The 20,304-nt window shown below is 40.9% G+C and carries 16 protein-coding genes and 1 riboswitch; of the genes, 1 reads left to right on the top strand and 15 read right to left on the bottom strand.

What is annotated here, in order from left to right; all coding sequences use genetic code 11:
- Positions 1–6: 6 nt before the first annotated feature.
- From atpB to G574_RS0102905, 10 genes are all read right to left on the bottom strand, one after another.
- Positions 7–723, bottom strand: coding sequence for a F0F1 ATP synthase subunit A (atpB, locus tag G574_RS0102950; protein ID WP_029690896.1), 717 nt, complete (start codon positions 721–723; stop codon positions 7–9).
- Between the two features lie 36 nt (positions 724–759).
- Entirely contained in the window at positions 760–966 is a 207-nt protein-coding gene (locus tag G574_RS0102945; RefSeq protein ID WP_170236859.1) for a F0F1 ATP synthase subunit C, read from the bottom strand.
- A gap of 229 nt (positions 967–1,195) precedes the next feature.
- Entirely contained in the window at positions 1,196–2,626 is a 1,431-nt protein-coding gene (glgA, locus tag G574_RS0102940) for a glycogen synthase GlgA (RefSeq protein WP_029690894.1), read from the bottom strand.
- Complete coding sequence (gene glgD, locus G574_RS0102935; RefSeq protein WP_029690893.1) at positions 2,623–3,756, bottom strand: glucose-1-phosphate adenylyltransferase subunit GlgD; 1,134 nt, start codon at positions 3,754–3,756, stop codon at positions 2,623–2,625. Before glgD ends, glgA begins: the two co-directional genes overlap by 4 nt.
- Complete coding sequence (locus tag G574_RS0102930) at positions 3,746–4,885, bottom strand: glucose-1-phosphate adenylyltransferase (protein WP_029690892.1); 1,140 nt, start codon at positions 4,883–4,885, stop codon at positions 3,746–3,748. The genes glgD and G574_RS0102930 overlap by 11 nt, the downstream gene beginning before the upstream one ends.
- Before the next feature lie 71 nt (positions 4,886–4,956).
- Complete coding sequence (glgB, locus tag G574_RS0102925; protein WP_029690891.1) at positions 4,957–6,834, bottom strand: 1,4-alpha-glucan branching protein GlgB; 1,878 nt, start codon at positions 6,832–6,834, stop codon at positions 4,957–4,959.
- 136 nt (positions 6,835–6,970) lie between these two features.
- A complete protein-coding gene (pulA, locus tag G574_RS0102920) occupies positions 6,971–9,298 on the bottom strand; it encodes a type I pullulanase (protein WP_029690890.1) in 2,328 nt (775 codons plus the stop codon).
- Positions 9,291–10,319, bottom strand: a complete 1,029-nt coding sequence (locus G574_RS0102915; protein ID WP_029690889.1) for a diacylglycerol kinase family lipid kinase — start codon at positions 10,317–10,319, stop codon at positions 9,291–9,293. The genes pulA and G574_RS0102915 overlap by 8 nt, the downstream gene beginning before the upstream one ends.
- Before the next feature lie 36 nt (positions 10,320–10,355).
- A complete protein-coding gene (gene ligA / locus G574_RS0102910; RefSeq protein WP_029690888.1) occupies positions 10,356–12,314 on the bottom strand; it encodes an NAD-dependent DNA ligase LigA in 1,959 nt (652 codons plus the stop codon).
- Positions 12,315–12,471: 157 nt separating this feature from the next.
- Positions 12,472–12,981: a QueT transporter family protein gene (locus G574_RS0102905; RefSeq protein ID WP_029690887.1), complete on the bottom strand. Its 510-nt coding sequence runs from the start codon at positions 12,979–12,981 to the stop codon at positions 12,472–12,474.
- Positions 12,979–13,076: riboswitch (PreQ1 riboswitch) on the bottom strand. (Overlaps the previous gene by 3 nt.)
- A 133-nt stretch (positions 13,077–13,209) precedes the next feature.
- On the opposite strand from G574_RS0102905, the gene G574_RS0102900 reads away from it, so the two are divergent.
- The gene (locus tag G574_RS0102900; protein WP_017770530.1) at positions 13,210–13,470 is read left to right on the top strand and encodes a type B 50S ribosomal protein L31; all 261 of its coding nucleotides are present in this window, start codon (positions 13,210–13,212) and stop codon (positions 13,468–13,470) included.
- Between the two features lie 159 nt (positions 13,471–13,629).
- Here the strand turns inward: G574_RS0102900 and G574_RS11625 are convergent, their stop codons facing one another.
- The 5 genes from G574_RS11625 to rapZ all read right to left on the bottom strand — a co-directional run bounded on the left by G574_RS11625 (position 13,630) and on the right by rapZ (position 20,263).
- Positions 13,630–15,111, bottom strand: coding sequence for an Ig-like domain-containing protein (locus tag G574_RS11625; protein WP_037590616.1), 1,482 nt, complete (start codon positions 15,109–15,111; stop codon positions 13,630–13,632).
- 383 nt (positions 15,112–15,494) lie between these two features.
- Positions 15,495–17,012 carry a metal ABC transporter substrate-binding protein gene (locus G574_RS0102890; RefSeq protein WP_029690886.1) on the bottom strand — a complete coding sequence of 506 codons (1,518 nt, stop codon included), beginning with the start codon at positions 17,010–17,012 and terminating at the stop codon, positions 15,495–15,497.
- A gap of 478 nt (positions 17,013–17,490) precedes the next feature.
- On the bottom strand, positions 17,491–18,402 hold the full coding sequence (gene whiA, locus G574_RS0102880; protein WP_029690885.1) for a DNA-binding protein WhiA: 912 nt from the start codon (positions 18,400–18,402) through the stop codon (positions 17,491–17,493).
- Positions 18,399–19,376: a YvcK family protein gene (locus tag G574_RS0102875; protein ID WP_029690884.1), complete on the bottom strand. Its 978-nt coding sequence runs from the start codon at positions 19,374–19,376 to the stop codon at positions 18,399–18,401. Before G574_RS0102875 ends, whiA begins: the two co-directional genes overlap by 4 nt.
- Positions 19,373–20,263 carry an RNase adapter RapZ gene (rapZ, locus tag G574_RS0102870; RefSeq protein ID WP_029690883.1) on the bottom strand — a complete coding sequence of 297 codons (891 nt, stop codon included), beginning with the start codon at positions 20,261–20,263 and terminating at the stop codon, positions 19,373–19,375. The genes G574_RS0102875 and rapZ overlap by 4 nt, the downstream gene beginning before the upstream one ends.
- Positions 20,264–20,304 lie beyond the last annotated feature (41 nt).

Genomic DNA, 20,304 nt, shown 5'->3' with positions numbered 1-20,304 from the left:
CCTTTCTTATTCTTCGACTTGTGTATCTAGCTTGTTACCAATGTATTTCGTTGAAAGTAATACAAACACGTAGGCTTGAATTGATGAAATAAAGATTGAAAATCCAGTCCAAGCTAAGTTGAGGACAAAGGCAATTGGTGCTACAAAGATACTAAGGTTTGCAAATTGTAAGAGCAAAGTCATGACAACCTCACCAGCAAAAATGTTACCATACAAACGAAGGGCTAATGAAGCCACATTAGTAAGTTCTTCTAAAATATTCATTGGTAACATGGCAGGTGTTGGAGTAAGATAACCCTTCAAATAGCCACCTAGGCCATTTTTACGGACACCTTCAAAATGAACAATTGCTGCAACAATGAGTGACAAGGTGAAGTCCACCATAAAGTTTGAGGTTGGAGAGGTCCAGAAATTTAATTCTTCTGTCTCTAATTTAGTTACCAAACCAATATTGTTAGCAACTAAAACAAAGAGAAAGAGGGTAAAAGCCAAAAAAGTATAATTTTTTGTATAAACACCCACATTAGGTCGAATCAAATTCTGAACAAACTCATAGAGCCACTCAAGAACATTTTGTTTACCTTTAGGTTTCATCGTCATGTGACGACTAGCCCAAAAGACAAAAAGAAAGACAATTAAAACCGTCAAGAGAGTCATGGCAAGAATCGTTAAATCAAAATCAAGGCCCAAAAAGCTTGCTGTTGGATTTTGTGTTTCTCCCACTATTATCCCTCCTTTTTACATTTTACTCTTAATCGATTATTTTCCGACAAAGAAAGTGAATGCGAAAAGGACGAAGAAAGTACCTTCAATAAAGGCTACCCCTGTAAACATCAATGTTTGCAATTTACTAAACATTTCAGGTTGACGTGCTGCAGATTTTGCGATATTGGCAACGAGGATACCCTCACCGATACTTACACCCAAAACTGCGATACCGAGTGCCAAAATTTGTAAATTCATAATAGAATTCTCCTTTAAAATTTTTTACCTTGCTATTTTAGTCCTATTTTATAGTGATGTCAATGAAAACCAGTTTTCGTTAGCGCTTTCTTAAAGGAATATTAAACCATTTTTGACCAATATTTGATCGTAATGACAAGATATCTTCCTATTTATAGGAACATTACCTCAAGAGTGACTAGATTGCTAAAGAAAAAAGTCAGACTAATACTGACTTTTATTGCATATGTTCTTATACTAATTGATAATACAAGTCATTATAAGCTAGACTTGCTGTATCCCAAGAAAAATCACGAGACATGGCATTCTCTTGTAGGATGCGCCATGCGTCCTGGTTTTCGTAATAAAGATATAGTGCTTTTTCAATGGTCTTTGTCAACCAGTAACCTGAAAATTCAGCAAAGCCAAATCCCGTTCCCTGGCCTGTGTATTCATTATATGGCTCAACGGTGTCTTTCAATCCTCCTACTTGACTGACCAGAGGCAGGGTCCCATAGCGCATGGCCATCATTTGTGATAACCCACATGGTTCAAAGGCTGATGGCATGAGAAAGGCATCTGATCCCGCATAGATTTCTTGGGCTAAGCCTAAATCAAAGGTAATGTTGGCTGACAGCTTATCTGGATACTGGCTAGCAAACCACGAAAATGCTTGCTCGTAATCTGAATAGCCTGTTCCTAAAAGCACAATTTGCAGGTCCTTTTGGAGGATATGCTGTAGTTCATTAACCACTAAGTCAAATCCTTTTTGATCAGTCAGTCGTGAGACAATGCCAAAGAGAGGCACATCTGCTCTGACTGGTAAGCCTAATTTCTCTTGAAGAGCAGCTTTATCTTTAGCCTTTCCTGTCAAATCATCTTTTGAAAAATGGTAGGGAATAAAGCCGTCCGTCTCTGGATTGTAAAGATCAGTATCGATACCATTCACAATTCCAGAAAGTTTGCCTGACTCCATACGCATCAGATGATCTAACCCTTTTCCAAAAGCTGGGGTCTTGATCTCTTCGGCATAAGATGGTGAAACTGTCGTCACACGATCTGCATACAAGACAGCCGCCTTCATCCAGTTTAAGCAATCGTTCCAGCGTAATGTTCCATCTTCGTATCGCTCAGCACCGACGCCGAACAAATCACCAAGCATTTCTGGACCGAATTGCCCTTGAAATTCAATGTTATGAATTGTAAAGACTGTTTTAATCCCTTTATAAGCATTAATCCAGTGAAACTTTTCCTTCAACAAGTAAGGGATCATCCCTGTATGGTAATCATGGACATGAAGGACATCTGGAATAAAGTCGATTTTTTCCATTAACGCTAATGCTGCTAGTTGAAAAAAGGCAAAGCGCTCACCGTCATCCCAATAGCCATAAACAGAGCCACGGAAGAAATAATCCCGATTATCAATAAAGAAAAAGTGTACGCCATCTCGTTCGATATATTTCACACCTGCGTAACGTTGGCGCCAACCAACAGCTACACTGAAATGAAAACAATCTTCTAGTTGGTCTCCAAATTTAGCATCAATACTATCATAGTAAGGTAAAATGACAGCAACTTCGTGGCCTTGTTTCGCTAATGATTTGGGTAAGGCCCCAATCACATCCCCGAGTCCGCCTGTTTTGACAAAGGGAGCTCCTTCTGCCGCGACAAATAAGAGTTTCATTCTACAATATCTCCTGTGATCACTTGACCTTTTCCAATTACCAATGGTTTTTCTGGTGTTCCTTGTAAGGTAACGCCTGCTGGAACCGTCACATTTTTATCAATAATGGCATAGCTGACTATCGCCCCTTCTTCAATCGTCACTTTCGGGAAGATGATAGCATGGTCAACTCGACTGCCTTTTGCAATATGACATGAGCGCGACACAATGGAATGATCCACTTTTCCGCAAATCACCGATCCTGAAGCAAACTGTGAATTATTAACTTCCGACTCTTGATCATAGTAGGTAGCCTCTTCGTTTTTAACCTTTGTATAAACCTTTTGGTTAGAATACAAGAGGGAGTAGAATTTATGAGGCTCTAGCATATCCATATTGGCATCAAAGTAGGATTTTACAGAAGAAATATTTGCGAGGTAGCCCGTGTATTCAAAGGCTAGCGCATTTTCTGTTACAATCAATTCACGCAATAAGTAACGCATTTTGCGAGGTTGCTCTCGCTCAGCTTCTTCCTCTAATTTTTCAATCAACCAAGGGGTATTGACGACATAGATATCTGCTGACATAGGTATCGGTTCGACGGCTGTCTCGATATCACGCTTGCCAACAACATTATCTTTCTCATCAATATCTAGGACTTCATTGGCTGGTGAAAACACTGCCCTAGGCATCTTTTTGTAAACCACAGTGATGTTGCGTTTGTTAGCCGTGTGAAGGTGGATGACTTGCTCTAAATTAATATTACATAAAATATCGCAAGTCATATAGATCGTTTGATCTGAGCCAGAACGCTTGAGATAGGTCAAAATTTGATTGTAATAATCTTTGTCGTTCATGGTAGCATCATCATCTCCGTTGTAAAAACCAAGGAAATAGTGACTCAATAAAGTATTTAATCCCCATTCCCGACCACTACGAATATGGTCAAAAACGGATCGGATATTTTGCCCGCGAAAAATACCGTAGACACTACGAATACCAGCGTTAGCAAGACTCGATAATTGAAAGTCAATGAGACGGTATTTACCATCAAAAGGGAGGTTAGCTAGCGGACGGTTATCCGTCAAGCTCTCCATATCATGGTAGCCAACAGTATTATTTAAGATGGCTGTGTATTTATCAATCTTCATTTGGTACCCCCACTACTTCATTATAACCAACAACTTGAACTTCATCTGTGCCATCAATGACAACGCCATCCCCAATCTTAGATCCTTCACCGATAATGGCACGTTTGACAACCGCATTTTTACCAATCGTCACACCACTCATAATGAAACTATCTTCAACCACTGCCCCTTCTCTAACCTGTACGCTGGTTGATAAGATAGAGTGAGTAACCTTGCCGTCGACAAAACAACCATCCACAACTAGAGAATCCTTGACTTCTGCATTTTCTGAAATAAAGTTTGGTGGTGCAATTTCATTTTTAGAATAAATTTTCCAAGACCGGTCACGACTATCGAGAGCATTATCCACCGGGATGTACTCCATATTAGCTTCCCATAATGACTCGATCGTGCCAACGTCTTTCCAATAACCATCAAAATTATAGGTATAAACACGCTCTCCTGATTCGAGATAGGCTGGGATGACGTTTTGACCGAAATCAGACATGTCCACACCATTTTTTTCACCATTGACCAACATGTCACGAAGTGCCGCCCAGTTAAAAATGTAAATCCCCATGGAGGCTTTAGTTGATTTTGGATTTTCTGGTTTTTCTTCAAACTCTACGATACGATCGTTTGAGTCTGTATTCATAATCCCGAAACGACTGGCTTCTTTAAGGGGAACATCAATAACAGCAACTGTTAGACTAGCCATATTGTCTTTGTGAGTCTGAAGCATATCATCGTAATCCATTTTGTAAATATGGTCTCCAGATAGGATTAAGACATACTCAGGGTTAATGCTGTCGATATACTCAATGTTTTGATAAATAGCGTGGCTCGTCCCTTGGAACCAACGATTGCCTTCTGTTGCAGAATAAGGTTGTAAGATGGTCGCACCAGCATTAATACCATCAAATCCCCAAGACGAACCATTCCCAATATGTTGGTTGAGGCCAAGTGGTTGGTATTGCGTGATGATACCTACATTTTGAATACCGGAATTGGTACAATTTGATAGCGCAAAGTCAATGATCCGATAGCGACCACCGAATTGAACAGCCGGTTTGGCGATATTTTGTGTCAATTTTCCTAGCCGAGTTCCTTGTCCTCCGGCTAAGATTAGAGCTAGCATTTCTGTTTTCATAAAATTCCCTCGTTAAATATCCTATTACGCATAAACGCGTGATTCTACTTTTGGCGTTTGGCTATCCGTGATTACTTCAGTTTGCGTTTTACCCTCCAAATACAAGCTCCTTGGGCTGGAAGAACAAAAGTCAAGGTTTGGTCATAGTCTTTCCATGGCTGTTTGACTGTTTTTTGCATAGCATTGCCCTTTGTCCACGTACCACCATAGAGATCCAATTCTGTATTGATCACCTCTTCGTAAATACCAGCTACGGGAACGCCTATTGTAAAGTTAGATCGCTCAACTGGTGTCATGTTAAAGACACCGACTAGGAGTTCTCCTTTTTTTGATTTTCGAGCAAAGGTTAATACCGTTTCGTCTTTATTATCCGCATCAATGATATCAATTCCGTCATACGAATCATCAATTTGCCATAGGGCCTTGTGATCCTTATAAAATTGATTTAGCTGGCTTGTAAAAAATTGCATTTTAGCATTTAGTGGGTCTTCTAAATTATGCCATTCCAATTGCTCATGAGATTTCCATTCCAAAAACTGACCAAATTCAGAACCCATAAACAGCAACTTTTTCCCAGGATGAAAGATCTGATAGGTGTAAAGGTTGCGCAAACCTGCAAATTGCTTATAACGGTCGCCCCACATTTTATGCATCATGCTCTTTTTACCGTGGACAACCTCGTCATGTGAGAAAGGCAGGATATAGTTTTCCTTAAAACAATACATAAAGCTGAAGGTGACCAGGTTGAAATCATTTTTTCGATAAATCGGATCTTCCTCATAGAATCGTAAAATGTCATTCATCCAGCCCATATTCCACTTGTAGTCAAAACCAAGTCCGCCGTCTTCCACAGGCTTTGTAATAGGGAGTTCTGATGATGATTCTTCAGCAATTAGCATAACACTGGGGTGATACTCTTTTACGACTTGCGTTAATTTTTGAAGGAAGGCGATGCCCTCTAAATTGCGATTATCACCATAAATATTAGGGGTCCAGGGTCCCTCATCAAAATCACGATAAAGCATGTTTGTCACTGCATCGACGCGAATGCCATCAATATGGAAGTGCTCAATCCAATAGAGAATTGACGAGATCAGGAAAGACTGAACTTGATTTTTTCCCAGATCAAAATTTAAGGCTCCCCAACCGTAATTATTGGCGCGATCATGTTCTTGGTATTCAAAAGTCGGTGTGCCATCAAAGTAAGCTAGGGCATCATCATTTTTAGTGAAGTGACCTGGTACCCAATCAACTAGGACACCGATATTTTGCAAATGGCAGGCCTCTACAAAATCTTGAAACTCTTCCGGAGTACCATAGGTATGTTCAAAAGCAAAATACCCCATTAATTGGTAACCCCAGCTGACACCCAAAGGATGCGCCATAAGGGGTAAAAATTCTACATGAGTGTAGTTCATCTTGACGAGATAAGGAATCAATTCCTCCTTCAAGCGTTTAAATGTATAAGGATTCCCGGCCTCATCTATTTTCCAAGAACTGGCATGAACTTCGTAAATGTTAACCGGACGCGATTTGAAACCAAAGCGTTTTCGACGTCCCATCCACAAACCGTCTTTCCATTTACGCATTTGATTACCTTGTAAAATTGCACCGGTACTAGGACGTTGTTCCAAATACCTTGCCAAAGGATCTAACTTTTCAACAACTTGTCCTCCCTGACGTTGAACTAAGCATTTGTAGATTTGACCTTCTTTAGCATCAGATGTAAATCCTTCCCAAACGCCAGATTCATGACGATAGAGTTGTAAAGGAGCATCGTACCATCCTGTAAAATCACCAATAATGTGAACATTTTCAGCATTCGGTGCCCAGACTCTAAAAAAATAACCCTCCATCCCATTATATTGACCACTATGTGCTCCTAAAAAATCATGTAGATGATAATTTTCACCAATTCCAAATGTGTAAAGATGATCGTCTCTATCCATTCCATCACCCTTTCTATCGAAGCGCAACCCTCTAATAATCTGAATTGTCTGTCATTTTTTGATAAAAAATATATGTTCCTTTAACCTGTTTATTTTCAATCGCTAAATAAAAAAATAACCCTAGGTCAAACTAAGGTTATTTCGAAAACTCAAAGATCATAACGTTATGTTTTTCAAGCATTAAATCTTGATGGTGTAAACGCTTCATATTAGATATTATTCTATCATACTTTTCATTTTCTGTCATTGAAATTTTCAAATTTCTTTCACTTGCATTAAAAATAATACGGTAGTTCTTGTCACCCTCAACTGTATAGCTGATAATCCCTGAAGAAGGATCTGCGGATTCAATATAAACATGCTCCCGAATGGTCTCAAAATCCGAATATGAAAACCCTACATCTTGACGTTTCAAGCGAATCAATTGTTTGATGAACTCAACAGTTTCCTTATGGTAGGTTACCAGATCCCAATCAACCTGATTGACATAATCTGGGGCATTATAGGAATTCATGGCATAGTGTAGGTCTTCTGGAGTTAATTGACCGTTCTTCCCTGTCGCATAACGTTTCGTCCGCAAGAATTCTTGTCCTAATTGCATGAAACACATCCCTTGGGACAGTAGATTGATAGCTGTTGCCATTTCCAATCGTTTGATGTGAGTATTGGTATCATCTGCTGGATGCAAGGTCCATAAAAGATCATTCAAATTGTAATTGTCATGGGCTTCGACATAATTTAAAACCTGATTAGGCGCTAAGTAAGGCACCAGCTCATCGCTACCTAAGATGGATTTAGCCACAATGTCTTCACTAGCGGCACCCGATACAAAACCGTGGGTGAGCTCACCGTACACTTCTGCTCCTTTTACAGCGTCACGTTGATCATCATTGAAAAAACCGATACCGGGCATCTGATCAGCATTGGTCTTTTTAGCCTTATCTTCAGGCATGAGACCAACTCCCATGTCCCATCCTTCTCCATAGAGAATGATCCTCGGGTCAATCTCATCAAGCATCCTCCGAATAGCTGTCATCGTTTCAACATCATGAATACCCATGAGATCAAAGCGAAAACCATCTATGTTATACTCTTCAACCCAATAACGAATCGAATCCAGCATGTATTTACGGAACATTTCCTTTTCACTGGCTGTTTCGTTACCAACACCTGTTCCATTTTGAAAAGTACCATCTGGATTCATCCGATAATAATAATCAGGAACCGTTAATTGGAAGGCTGAATCGACATTTGAAAAGGTATGGTTATAAACAACGTCCATGATAATACCAATACCCGCATCGTGATAGGCTTGGATGAGCTGCTTCAACTCATGAATACGGGATAAAGGCTCATGAGGATTGCTTGCGAAACTAGCTTCAGGGACATTAAAGTTCTCCGGGTCGTATCCCCAGTTATAAGCGTAATCCCCTTTTTCATCAAAGGTTTGATGATGGTCAAATATGGGTTGTAGCTGTATATGGGAAATCCCCAAATCTTTGATGTAGTCAAAGCCAGTTTTATCACCGAAACGATTCCTGGTACCTGTTTCAAAGGCACCAAGAAATTTCCCACGATTTTCTTCACGAACCCCTGAAGTTGCTGATTTTGAAAAATCACGGATATGCATCTCAGTAATGACTGCCTGGTTGGGATTATCGAGGCGCCAATGCGCATCTCTGCCGTGACTCACACGAAAACCCTCTGGTGACATCAACTGAGGATCGATAACAATGGAACGTCGGCCATTAGCTGTGGTCGCAATAGCATAAGGATCTCTCGTATCTGCAAAGGTTCTTCTACGATAGTAAACACGGTAGGCGTATGCTTGATAATTCAAATCACCGCTCAAGGTCAATTCCCAAAGGCCATGAGTATTTTGCGTGTGGTCATTAGGCTCGTGCTGATCACCGCGATCCATACCGACAACACGACTGACACTAGCATCTTCTGCCGTTGAGGTATACAGAATCAGTTCCACTTTTTCAGCAGTTGGTGCCCAGAGTCTAAATTGTGTCTGATCAACCCGATAACGCGCTCCTAACCAGCCATCAAATCCCCACTTTTTGTCAAATGCTTCCGCGTTAATCGCCATGTCAAAGCCACGAACTTGACGTCTACCATAATAAGGACTTGCTACAGCTGCTTGTCGGGAATAATAAAGGGTGTCGTCTCCATCAACAACCCAAACTTCTGTTTTGGGATTCCCATCAGCTTTATTGATGCGGTAGTCACTTGTCTTGTATGTCCAATCCTTGTTTTTGACCATGACGTAGACATGACTGAGATAATGCAGCGCTTCAAAATTTAAGACCGCCACTGCACCAAAGCTATCATATCGCGAAAACAAGGTATCTTGACCGAGTTCATCATCTCTCCACTTCCAAACACTCAGGTCAAAATAATTTCCCTGTCGACGATGATAATGCACAACGACAGTATTGTTTACATGTAATTTACTCATCTCTATTTTCTAGTCCCTCAAAATCTTCAACTTCATGTGTAAATTTCTGAGCGATTGCTTCCAAGGCTAAATCTTCTGTTTCAAGCATCATGGCATCATCAGAAATTTCATCGGTGTTAGCGTAAAAGGTAATATGGTTTTTTAGGTTTTTTAAGGTGATCGGTGCGTCACCACCATATTCGCCATCAAGGTTAATCATCATGCGTTTATCCGTCTGTGGTTCGATACGCATCTCATTGGTTTTGATGTATTCAATCCAAGGATGATCAACATGCTTGCCTCCTTGAAGTACCAGACTAATCAAGTGCACAATCTCGAAAAGATTGGCTGTTTTAACAATAATTAAGGTGAATTTCCCATCATCTAGCTTGGCATCGGGTGCAATAGTCTCAAAACCACCTACAGAATTCGTAATAGCCGCAAAAATCATCGAAGCCTGTCCATCAAAAACGCCGTTATCATGGGTAATTTTAACATGGGCATTTCGCACACGCGGCAATAATTCCACCCCTTTGGCGAGGTAAGCCAAGTAACCAAACATGGTCTTGAGCTGACTTGGTACGCTATAGGTTAATTCCGTTAAAGAACCTGCTGCTGCAATGTTAATGAAATACTTATCCTGATCAGCTAGGCCGATATCCATTTTTAAGGTTTGATTTTTACCGATCAATTTGGCAGCCTCAACTGGATTTCCTCTTGGAATTTTTAAGGCACGAGCAAAATCATTTGTCGTTCCGGTTGGGATGATGGCCATCTTAGGGCGTTTGGCTAGGGGAGCAATTCCAGAAACCACTTCGTTAATGGTGCCATCGCCACCGGCCGCAATAATCAAATCAAAACCAGCCTGAGCTGCCCTACTAGCCTCGTCTCGAGCTGAATGGGGAGTTGGGGTTGTCCGAAAGGCCGATGTCTCAAAGCCATACCCCTCCAAAATATCCAAGACCTTGGCAACATTTTTTTTCATAATCTCTTGACCAGAAGTAGGATTATAAATGAGACGAGCTCTTTTTTGCTTTGCCATATTTCCTCCTTGTTCGTTTAATACTTTCTGTATTTGCTAAAGTGATTGGAGCCAGTCTTCTGTTTCCACATGAATACCCAAAGACTGAGCCTTTTCAAGTTTGCTACCGGCATCGGATCCTGCAACAACGAGATCTGTTTTCTTAGAAACGGATCCTGTCACCTTAGCACCAAGACTTTCCAGTTTCGCTTTAGCCTCATTTCGTGTAAGTTGCTCAAGTTTTCCTGTTAAAACAACCGTCAAACCAGATAACTGAGCATCTTTAGCTACTTTTTGACCAAGATAGTCAAGATTAACCCCAGCTTGTTCCAACTCGTTAAGCAAGATGCCAACTTCTTCTTTGGCAAAGTAAGAAGCGACAGAATCAGCGATAACACTACCTAAGCCGTCAATGGTCGCAATGGCTTCCTGACTCGCTGTAGCCAGAGCCTTGAGACTACCGAATTCCTCTAACATTAATCGGCTGGCTTTGGCACCAACATGACGAATACCTAGCCCAAACAAGAGTTTGTCAGCTGAGTTCGCTTTAGAATCCTGAATAGCCTCATAAAGTTTGTTGGCTGATCTTTCTTTAACATTTGGTAAGGTTAAGAGATCATCAACTGTCAGGTGATAAATATCTGCCACATCTTTGACCAAGTCTGCTTTGAAGACTTTTTCAACCACAGATGGACCTAAGCCTGCGATGTTCATAGCATTTCGGCTAGCAAAGTGCTCTAAACTGCGTTGAATCAAACTTGGACACAAGGGATTAATACACCGAAGGGCCACTTCTTCCTTGAGATGGACCAGCTCACTACCACATGAGGGGCAAGCTGTCGGGATAGCCATAGGGGACTGATCTTTTCGTTTATCCAAGTTGACTGCTAAAACTGCAGGAATAATATCGCCAGCCTTATAAACCGTGACCCAGTCTCCGATACGAATATCCTTTTCTTTGATGTAATCTACATTGTGAAGGGTGGCGCGACTAACAGTCGTTCCCGCTAGCTGCACTGGAGTCAAGTTAGCCGTAGGTGTCACGACTCCTGTACGACCCACTGTCCAATCTACCGATAAGAGTTGGGCTTCTTTTTCTTCTGCTGGAAATTTGTAAGCGATGGCCCATTTAGGCGCCTTGACGGTAAAGCCGATTTCATCTTGAACATGCAAATCATTGACCTTGATAACAATCCCGTCAATGTCATAAGGAAGCGTCTCGCGTTTGTTCTGAATACTTTGGATAAAGTCCCAGATTTCAGCCATTGACGATGTCACTAAACGTTCCTGGTTAACTGAAAAGCCTAGAGATTGCAAGTTCTCCAGAACAGCTTCTTGACTGTCTGCTTGGCTCGGACTAGCTTCTTGATATAAAAAGGTCGCTAGGTTACGCTTTGATACGATACTGGTATCCAGCTGACGCAGAGTGCCCGCAGCTGCATTTCTGGGATTGGCAAACTCTGTTTCCCCATTATCATGCCTTTCTTTATTGATAGCTGCGAAGGAGGCTTTAGGAAGGTAAGCTTCGCCACGAACCGTTATGGTCTGCATTTGATTTAGAGTTAAAGGAATGTCTTTGACACGCTTGAGGTTTTCAGTGATATTTTCGCCAACAGTACCGTCTCCACGCGTGGCACCAGTGATGAATTTTCCGTCCTCGTAGCTCAATGAAATAGAGAGGCCATCAATCTTTAGCTCAGCTACATAAGAAATATCAGGAAAGTCTGCTTTGACACGACGATCAAAGGTTTCTAGCTCTTCTTTTGAAAAAGCGTCCTGCAAACTATAAAGCTGATACTGATGTTGGTATTTTTCAAATCCAGACAAAATCAAACCACCTACACGATGGCTAGGGCTATTATCTAAAATGAATTCTGGGTATTTGTTTTCCAAGTCAATCAATTCTCGGTAAAGTTTGTCATACTGGGCATCACTTACCGAAGGTTGGTCTTGAGTGTAGTACTCCTTAGCGTACTGGTTGAGCAAATCAACCAATTCTTTCATACGATTTTCCATAAACTTATTTTAGCATATTTGCTCTCAGATACTCTATTACTTACTTTTGAAATCCCAAAAATAACTCACCTTATTCTAAAACGAACCCAATCAAAAAGGAATGAGGCTGCTACTCCTTTGAATAGCAACGTCATTCCAAATAAACAGCGTCTGTTTTCTATTGTTTAAAGTCAATCCGCTTAGCCAAGTGGCTGATAACCAGAGAACCTATCAAAAGTGAGGCTAATTCGCCGATTCCTGTTGTGAACCAGGTAAAGAAAAATGGTGCCTGAGCGATAACCTTCAATTCAAGAGCCACGGTAAACATAGAGGCAGCAAAAAAGAATGAAAAGTAGACGAAAGCTTTGTTAAATAGACCATTAAGAATGTTTTCATTTTGGTATTTTTGAAACAGATAAACACCTAAAGAAACAAAAATAAGGGTAGAGCCACCACCAACAAAAACATCAATCATGCCAAAACTATAGAAATTCGCGATCATACACCCTAATGTCACTGCAATGATATACTTAGGATTGTAAAATGCCAAAAAATTGAGCATTTCTGATACACGGAACTGATAGGCGCCATAAGATATGGCATTGAGGGGTGGGGTAATCGTCAAAACGACGTAAAGTGCTGCGACAAGTGCGATCTGCACATAGTCTCGAACAGTTAAATGTTTCATAAAGATCTCCTTTAACGGTTGTACCGTTTGTAATATGCTTGGCGAAAGGAAAGAAGCGCCAAGGGTTGCTAAAACAACTTTTCTAGTGTATCATATTTCTCCGTTAAAGGGTAGCTCATTTTGAAAAAAATGCGCAAAACACTTGTCAATAATCCTAAGATTTGATAGACTAGAGTGGTTAATAACTATGGCAAGCAAATTGCTATGGCAGAAAGGAAACATTAACACATGAAAAAAGATATCCATCCTGATTACCGTCCAGTTGTTTTCTTGGACACTACTACTGGTTACCAATTCCTTAGTGGTTCAACAAAACAATCTAACGAAACTGTTGAATTCGAAGGTGAAACTTACCCACTTATCCGTGTGGAAATCTCTTCTGACTCACACCCATTCTACACTGGACGTCAAAAATTCACACAAGCAGACGGACGTGTGGACCGTTTCAACAAAAAATACGGTCTCAAAGACGCAAACGCTGCGGAATAAACCCAATCTTATTAAAAACCACTGCCCAAAAATTAGCAGTGGTTTTTTGACGCCTATTTATCAACTAACCTATCAGAAAAAGCACCCCAATCGTTAGTTAAATCTAACCTTTGGGGTGTTTTTAATAAGCTACCGATTAACCAAACCAAGCAACAATAACTAGACTTCCTTACGACCTTTTAATAAGAAGGCTAAGGCAAGGATTAGTGTGCCAAGTGTCACTAGAATAAAACTAGCTTTACTTCCTGTGTTTGGTAGGAAATCTTCAGGCTTGGGTGACTCTTGTGGCTCTGGATCAGGAGTTGGTTCTGGATCGGGAGTCGGTTCTGAGTCTGGAATTGGGTCCGGATCCGGAGTTGGTTCTGGATCGAGAGTTGGGTCTGGATCTGGGGTTGGATCTGGATCGGGAATTGGGTCCGGGTCTGGAGTTGGATCCGGGTCTGGAGTTGGATCCGGGTCTGGGGTTGGTTCTGGGTCGGGAGTTGGTTCCGGGTCGGGAGTTGGTTCCGGATCCGGAGTTGGTTTCGGATCTGGGGTTGGTACTGGGTCGGGAGTTGGCTCTTTAGGTTCCTCGGGCTGGGTATCAGCATCGTAGATAGCTTCACCAGTTGTATTTTTCCAATAGGCGCCGTCCGTGTAGCCGTCCGGTATTTCCTCTGCTTTGAAAGTGGCTTGATTATAAATCTCGCTTGTTCCAAAAGGAATTAGGGTCATATAACTTAAGACAATAGTATCTTGACTAGGTGTCGCAAAGCTAGGGGCTACCTTAGTCAAATCCAAGGTGAATCCGTTTTCAGTCCATTCAATGACTGGTAAAATCTTATCCTGACCAGCTACTACCACATTGTTACGCACCAGGGAGAAGGATTGCATTAAGTAAGGCCCATTAAACAAGCTGGCATAATCAATCGAAGCATTTGATCCATTGCTAAAGCCAGAAAAATCTGTCACTAAAGCACCACCCATTTGGTCTGTAATAACCAAACTGGATAGATCTGCCTTGCTGGCATCACCATTGACTCGTATATGCCAACGTGTCAAATAATCTTTACCAGTGTTCATCCAGGGACCCCAATTGCCATTGAGTTTAAATTCTTTGCTGACAAGGCTTCCTGTTTCGTTGTATTTATTAATAACCGATTCAAAGGGAATAGGTCCAACGCCTGTTTTTGTGATGATGATAGACTCATTTCCCACCTTAACAAGGGCTTCCACCGTTTCACCTGCTGATGGCTGAGTTTTCAAGGTAGTATTGAAAGCCATGCTTCCCCTACCACTAGTATCACCAGTAACAGCATCGTTAAAGGTTACAATGACAGAATCGCCATTAGGAACGGCTTGTCCAATGACAAGGCCATTTTGAGTAACATCAAAAGCTAGCATATTAGCTGTTGCTAGCTCTGGTGGTAAGGTGATGGTAAAGGTATCACCTGGCTGAGCCGCAAGACCCTGCAAATCAAAATCAAAGGCTATGCGGTAAGTATTAGCAACCTGCTCCTGTGTCAAATTTGAGATAGATGGCTGAATCTCATCTGCAAAAATGCTTTTCACAAACACAGAAAGTAAGGTTACTAAAAACATGACAAAGATAAGGACGGACTGAGCCAGTCTTCTTTGTTGTAAACTGAGAGTTGTTTCCATAAACTCTTTCCTTTCATCATTCTCCAATACATATTTAGGCAATACATATCCTACCCATTGTAACCTGAAACAGATTTCCTATCAAAAGCAAAGATTAGAAAAATAAATAATTGTCGAACAGTACTTATAATATACTAACCGCTTCCCCAAAAACAAGCTTGAAAAGTCCAAAATCGACCAACGTCTTCTTGATCGACTAGACTTGATAGCGATGAGGTCTTATGTCTTTTGGGAGGATCATCTGATTGACCGTAACTGACCCAAAAGCGACAAAGGCCAAGTCAGAAAATTTAGCTCTAAAAGGCAATAAAAAACTATCGGAGAAATCATGGGACTCTCCAATAGTTTTGTTCTTATAACAATTAGCAAATGAAAAGTGAGATTTAATGTGCTAACATTTCCTGAGCAATTTCATGTCCGGAAAGTTTTGTTGGATAGTAAGTTGGCCAATTTTCTAACTCGTTATGCAAAGCTTCTTGGCTTTCTCCACCAAAATAAATATGGAAGTGATCTGCTTTTGTCGGATTGATGCTATGGTCGCTAAACTGAACATATTTAAATTGTCCGGCGTCTTTATCATCTGTTTCAAACATGAAACGGACCCCACGGTTACCTTTTTCATATGTTAAAATTTTGTAACCTGCAGATTTGTAGGTAAATGTCTGTGACTTACCATTTTGCACAAATGTCATCGTCTTTTTCTTACCATCGATAGTGATTTGCTCAACATCTGTCTTGTAGCCGGTAGTGTAGTACTCTTTGTACTCTTCAGCTGTCATGTCTTTGTTTTTCTTAGCTTTGTAATCAAATACCTCATCTAAGGTACCATCTTGAAGTAATGGGTAAACGGATTGCCACTTTCCTGACCAATCTGACAAGGGGCGATTTTTGACCTGACTATCTTTGAAATAACCATTGTAGACCGTTTTTTCAGCTGCCTTCTCTGGTTCAATAGTCTTACCAGCCTTGTCAGTAGTTTTTTGGAGAGATTTTAGGTTTTTCTCCATGATGGAAATATAGTCTTCGCCATTTTTTTCTTGTTTTGATGTGAGGCTTTCTAGAGGATTTAGGACCGCTGTTTTAACGCCAACTTCATCCGCTAAAGTTTGTGACACTTTTGAAGAAGCATTTTCTTCAAAGTAGATGTAATCAATATCGTATTTTTTAACGTATTTAGACAATTCTCCGAGTCGTTTGGCAGACGGTTCTGATTCCGCTGAGACACCTGTGATTGGAATCTGAGTCAACCCATAGTCTAGAGCTAGGTAAGAAAAGGCTGCATGTTGGGTCACAAAACTTTTCTGTTTTGCTTTTGACAAAGCTTCTTCATATTTCTTATCCAAGTCAGACAACTTTTGATTATAGGTTTCCGCGTTTTTCTTGAAAGCTTCTGCTTTTTCTGGGAATTTTTGTGACAAATCCTTAGCGATATTATCAACTAGCGTCTGAGAGCGCTCAGGAGAAAGCCAGACATGCGGATCAAATTCGTGGCTATGATCCTCATGGTCATGGTCATGATCATGTTCTTCTCCTGATCCAGCCATCAGTAACATGTCACCAGTTGCTTTAATAAAGTTGTCGCCTTTGTTATCAAGGGACTTTTTAACCTTAGGTACCCATGTTTCCATGTTGTCGTCATCATAGACAAAAGCATCGGCATTTTCTAATTTAGCTATGTCTTTTGTTGACGGCTCAAAATCATGGGGCTCAGTGCCAGCTTTCATTAATAAACTAATATTTCCCTCGTCACCAACCACTTGTTTGGTAAACTCATAAATAGGGTAAAAACTTGCAATTACCTCAATGTCTTTATCATCAGCTTGAACCTTTTGACTATGAGCAGCCAATCCAAGTGAAAACAAACTAACAAGTCCTAATGTCAGAACTGATTTCTTTTTCATGTCTTCCTCCTTTTACTTAACCAGTAAATGTTTTACCGGTTAAGTATACCACGCTCAATTAAAAAGTCAACCCTAAACCTTATTTTTTCTCAAAAAATACCCTACACACTCTTGGACGCTATTCTCAAGACTTGCCACAAGGTCAACCACTGTCATGACTAATAAACCATTCTTTAAAAAAGATTGTTCCATCAAAAAATCTCCCGGATATGCCGAGAGATAACTGTGTTATACCTATTTTTTGACCTTGTTCTTGTTATCAGGTCACAGTAGTGACAGTACTTCTTTTGAAAAGGTTACCCAAGTTGTAAAGCAAGTATTACCCTTTTCTATATCTTTCATTCCAACTATTGCTAGGACGATGAAAAGATTGCTAAAGGCATTGAAACGTTAAAAGCTACGGCTACCTTTTCCTTAGTAAAACCTCTCCACTTTCCAATATCTGTAATCCCAAAAAACTCAACAGGGGTGAAATCTTTTAAAGATCATCAGCAAATTTATTGATTTTGCGTAAGCGGTGATTAACGCCACTTTTTGTCAAGGGAAAATCAAGGCTATCTGCAATTTGCTGGATGGAAAAGTCAGGATGAGCAATGCGAATTTGCGCAATTTGCTGCAATTCTACTGGTAAAGCCTCCAAGCCAACCTGATCAATGATCTTACTGATGTTATTGATGGTCTTCATACTGGCAGTGATGGTTCGTGCAATATTAGCTGTTTCAGCATTATTGGCACGATTAAGGTCATTTCGCGTTTCACGGTAAATTTTAACTTCCTCGTAGATCGCTTTTGCCGAGTCAGCACCAATCACTAAGAGGAAATCCATGATATCTTCAGCCTTCTGCAGATAGGTGACTACCCCATTTTTATGCTCGATCAGCTTGGGGTCCAATAAAAACTTTCGCATCAAGGCCATCAGGTCCTCAGCATGATCTTGATAAACCGAAAAAATCTCCAATTGATAACGACCCGATTCTGGGTCTCTAATGGTACCACTAGCTAAGAAAGCACCTCTAAGGTAGGAGCGACCAAAATCATCGTTTTCCATAATTTTGGGATCAATACCAGTCTCAAATCCAAAAAAGGAATCCGCAAGATGTAAATCCGATAAGATATCATTGACCCGATCAGCAACAAAAACGGTATAGACGCGGTTTTTACGTAGATTGGTCTTCTGATGGTATTTAATCTCAGGATCAAGGTCATAATAGTTCTCACACAAGGCATAGATATGGCGCGCCATTTTAGCATTTTCACTAGTAATTGACAAGGTTAAACCTTGACTTGTTAGACCTAGACTCCCTGACATTTTGATAATGGCAGAAAGTTCTTCCTTGCTATTTGGAGCAACTGATAGGACTTCCTCTTTGACTTTAGTTGTAAAACTCATAGATACTTTGTCCTCACTAAGTCCATTAATTCTTCCACCACGAGCTCACCCTGATGAAAGGCTCCGCCGTTTTCTAAGCGTAAAAAATTCGATGAAATCACTCGTTGGGCATTGGCACGCAGGCCTTTAAAATCATGCTCTACCTGGACCAAATATTCGTCAAATTGATTGCTCTCCATATATTCATGCGGAACGGGTTCAATATTCACCAGGACGGTATCAATCGTTTCAACCCCTAGGTGACGGTTAAGGACGGCCAGATGGTCTGCGTCTGTAAAATATTCTGTCTCACCATGTTGTGTCATGATATTACAAATATAAGCAACCTCTGCTTTGGTTTCAACTAAAGCTTGACGAATCTCTGGAATAACTAGATTAGGAAGAATCGACGTGAATAAGGAGCCCGGACCTAGGACAATCATATCACTTTCCATAATCGCTTCGACTACCTTTGGACTCGCTTTAGGGATCTCATCATTGTAAGTATTCGTCACATAGACATGATCAATCATGCCTTTATACTCTGCGATATGACTTTCTCCGACAACCTCATGGCCGTCTTCAAAAACAGCGTGTAGGGTTAGAGGACTGTTACTAGAGGGGTAAATCTTGCCGGTTGTATGGAAAAATTTGGTCAGAGCCTGCATGGCATTATAGGTTGAACCTTCCATTTCCGAGACACCCGCAATGATCAAATTCCCTAGGGGATGACCCGCTAGAGGACCATCGTTATCGTTAAAGCGGTACTGGAAGAGCTCTTCGTAAAACTTCGGCATGTCACTCATGGCAACCAAGACGTTACGAAGATCACCAGGCGGTGTCAATTGCATGGCAGAGCGTAGCTCCCCAGAGGAGCCACCATCATCCGCGACAGTGACGACTGCCGTAATGTCAACTGGTTGATGCCTTAAAGATTTCAGGATAACAGGAATACCTGTACCACCACCGATGACAGTTATTTTAGGATTTTTCATGAGCGATTCACCGTTTCCTTACGGCGGTCCTTATCGCGGTGACTTTCATTAACCGACCACTGTGTTGATAAATCTTCTGAAAGACGATGGGCAAAGGCAACACTACGGTGTTGACCTCCTGTGCATCCGATAGCAATCGTCAAAACAGATTTTCCTTCTCGTTGATAGCCTGGTAATGATGGCTCTAACAAAGCCAATAAACTTTGATAAAAAGCTTCAGATTCTTGTTTAGACATGACATAGTCGTAAACAGGCTGATCTAGCCCAGTCTGTTCCCTAAGCTCTACCTGATAGTAAGGATTGGGTAAAAAACGAACATCAAAAACCAAGTCCGCATCCAAAGGTAGGCCATATTTGAAGCCAAAACTAATGATTTCAATTCTAAAACCAGGCTTATCGGTGTTATTAGCAAATTGAGTAGCAATTTCCTTGCGCAACTGACGAGGCGTTAGCTCCGTGGTGTCAACCACATTTTGACTAAAGTTTTTCAAAGGTGCCAACAATTCACGCTCCAAGGTAATCCCGTCTAACACACGGCCATCTGCAGCTAGCGGATGGCTACGGCGCGTCTCTTTATAGCGCGAAACTAATTCACCATCTGTGGCATCTAAGAAAAGAACTTTAAAATCAATCGTTTTATAGTCTTCTAATTTATCCAATATTCTTGTGATTTGATCAAAGAATAATCGGCTTCTCATATCGATCACAACAGCCACACGATTGTAATCACTTGTCTGTTCAATCAATTCAATAAATTTGGGTAATAAGGTTGGTGGCAGGTTATCCATAGTGAAATAACCAAGATCTTCAAAGGATTGAATAGCTACTGTTTTACCAGCGCCACTCATACCTGTTACGATAACCAGATCCATGTTAGCTTCTGTCATAATTTCCCTCCCATTAAGTCTCTTTTATTGTATCAAAAGTT

The sequence above is a fragment of the Streptococcus hyovaginalis DSM 12219 genome (genome assembly GCF_000420785.1).
GTDB classification, from domain to species: domain Bacteria; phylum Bacillota; class Bacilli; order Lactobacillales; family Streptococcaceae; genus Streptococcus; species Streptococcus hyovaginalis.
The sequence above is the reverse complement of the archived record's forward strand: the minus strand, read 5'-3'. Positions and strand labels throughout refer to the sequence as shown.

Coding starts and splice junctions, on each gene's coding strand:
- glgA (WP_029690894.1), bottom strand. CDS start 2,626: ATGAAACTCTTATTTGTCGCGGCAGAAGGAGCTCCCTTTGTCAAAACA.
- glgD (WP_029690893.1), bottom strand. CDS start 3,756: ATGAAGATTGATAAATACACAGCCATCTTAAATAATACTGTTGGCTAC.
- G574_RS0102930 (WP_029690892.1), bottom strand. CDS start 4,885: ATGAAAACAGAAATGCTAGCTCTAATCTTAGCCGGAGGACAAGGAACT.
- glgB (WP_029690891.1), bottom strand. CDS start 6,834: ATGGATAGAGACGATCATCTTTACACATTTGGAATTGGTGAAAATTAT.
- pulA (WP_029690890.1), bottom strand. CDS start 9,298: ATGAGTAAATTACATGTAAACAATACTGTCGTTGTGCATTATCATCGT.
- G574_RS0102915 (WP_029690889.1), bottom strand. CDS start 10,319: ATGGCAAAGCAAAAAAGAGCTCGTCTCATTTATAATCCTACTTCTGGT.
- ligA (WP_029690888.1), bottom strand. CDS start 12,314: ATGGAAAATCGTATGAAAGAATTGGTTGATTTGCTCAACCAGTACGCT.
- G574_RS0102905 (WP_029690887.1), bottom strand. CDS start 12,981: ATGAAACATTTAACTGTTCGAGACTATGTGCAGATCGCACTTGTCGCA.
- G574_RS0102900 (WP_017770530.1), top strand. CDS start 13,210: ATGAAAAAAGATATCCATCCTGATTACCGTCCAGTTGTTTTCTTGGAC.
- G574_RS11625 (WP_037590616.1), bottom strand. CDS start 15,111: ATGGAAACAACTCTCAGTTTACAACAAAGAAGACTGGCTCAGTCCGTC.
- G574_RS0102890 (WP_029690886.1), bottom strand. CDS start 17,012: ATGAAAAAGAAATCAGTTCTGACATTAGGACTTGTTAGTTTGTTTTCA.
- whiA (WP_029690885.1), bottom strand. CDS start 18,402: ATGAGTTTTACAACTAAAGTCAAAGAGGAAGTCCTATCAGTTGCTCCA.
- G574_RS0102875 (WP_029690884.1), bottom strand. CDS start 19,376: ATGAAAAATCCTAAAATAACTGTCATCGGTGGTGGTACAGGTATTCCT.
- rapZ (WP_029690883.1), bottom strand. CDS start 20,263: ATGACAGAAGCTAACATGGATCTGGTTATCGTAACAGGTATGAGTGGC.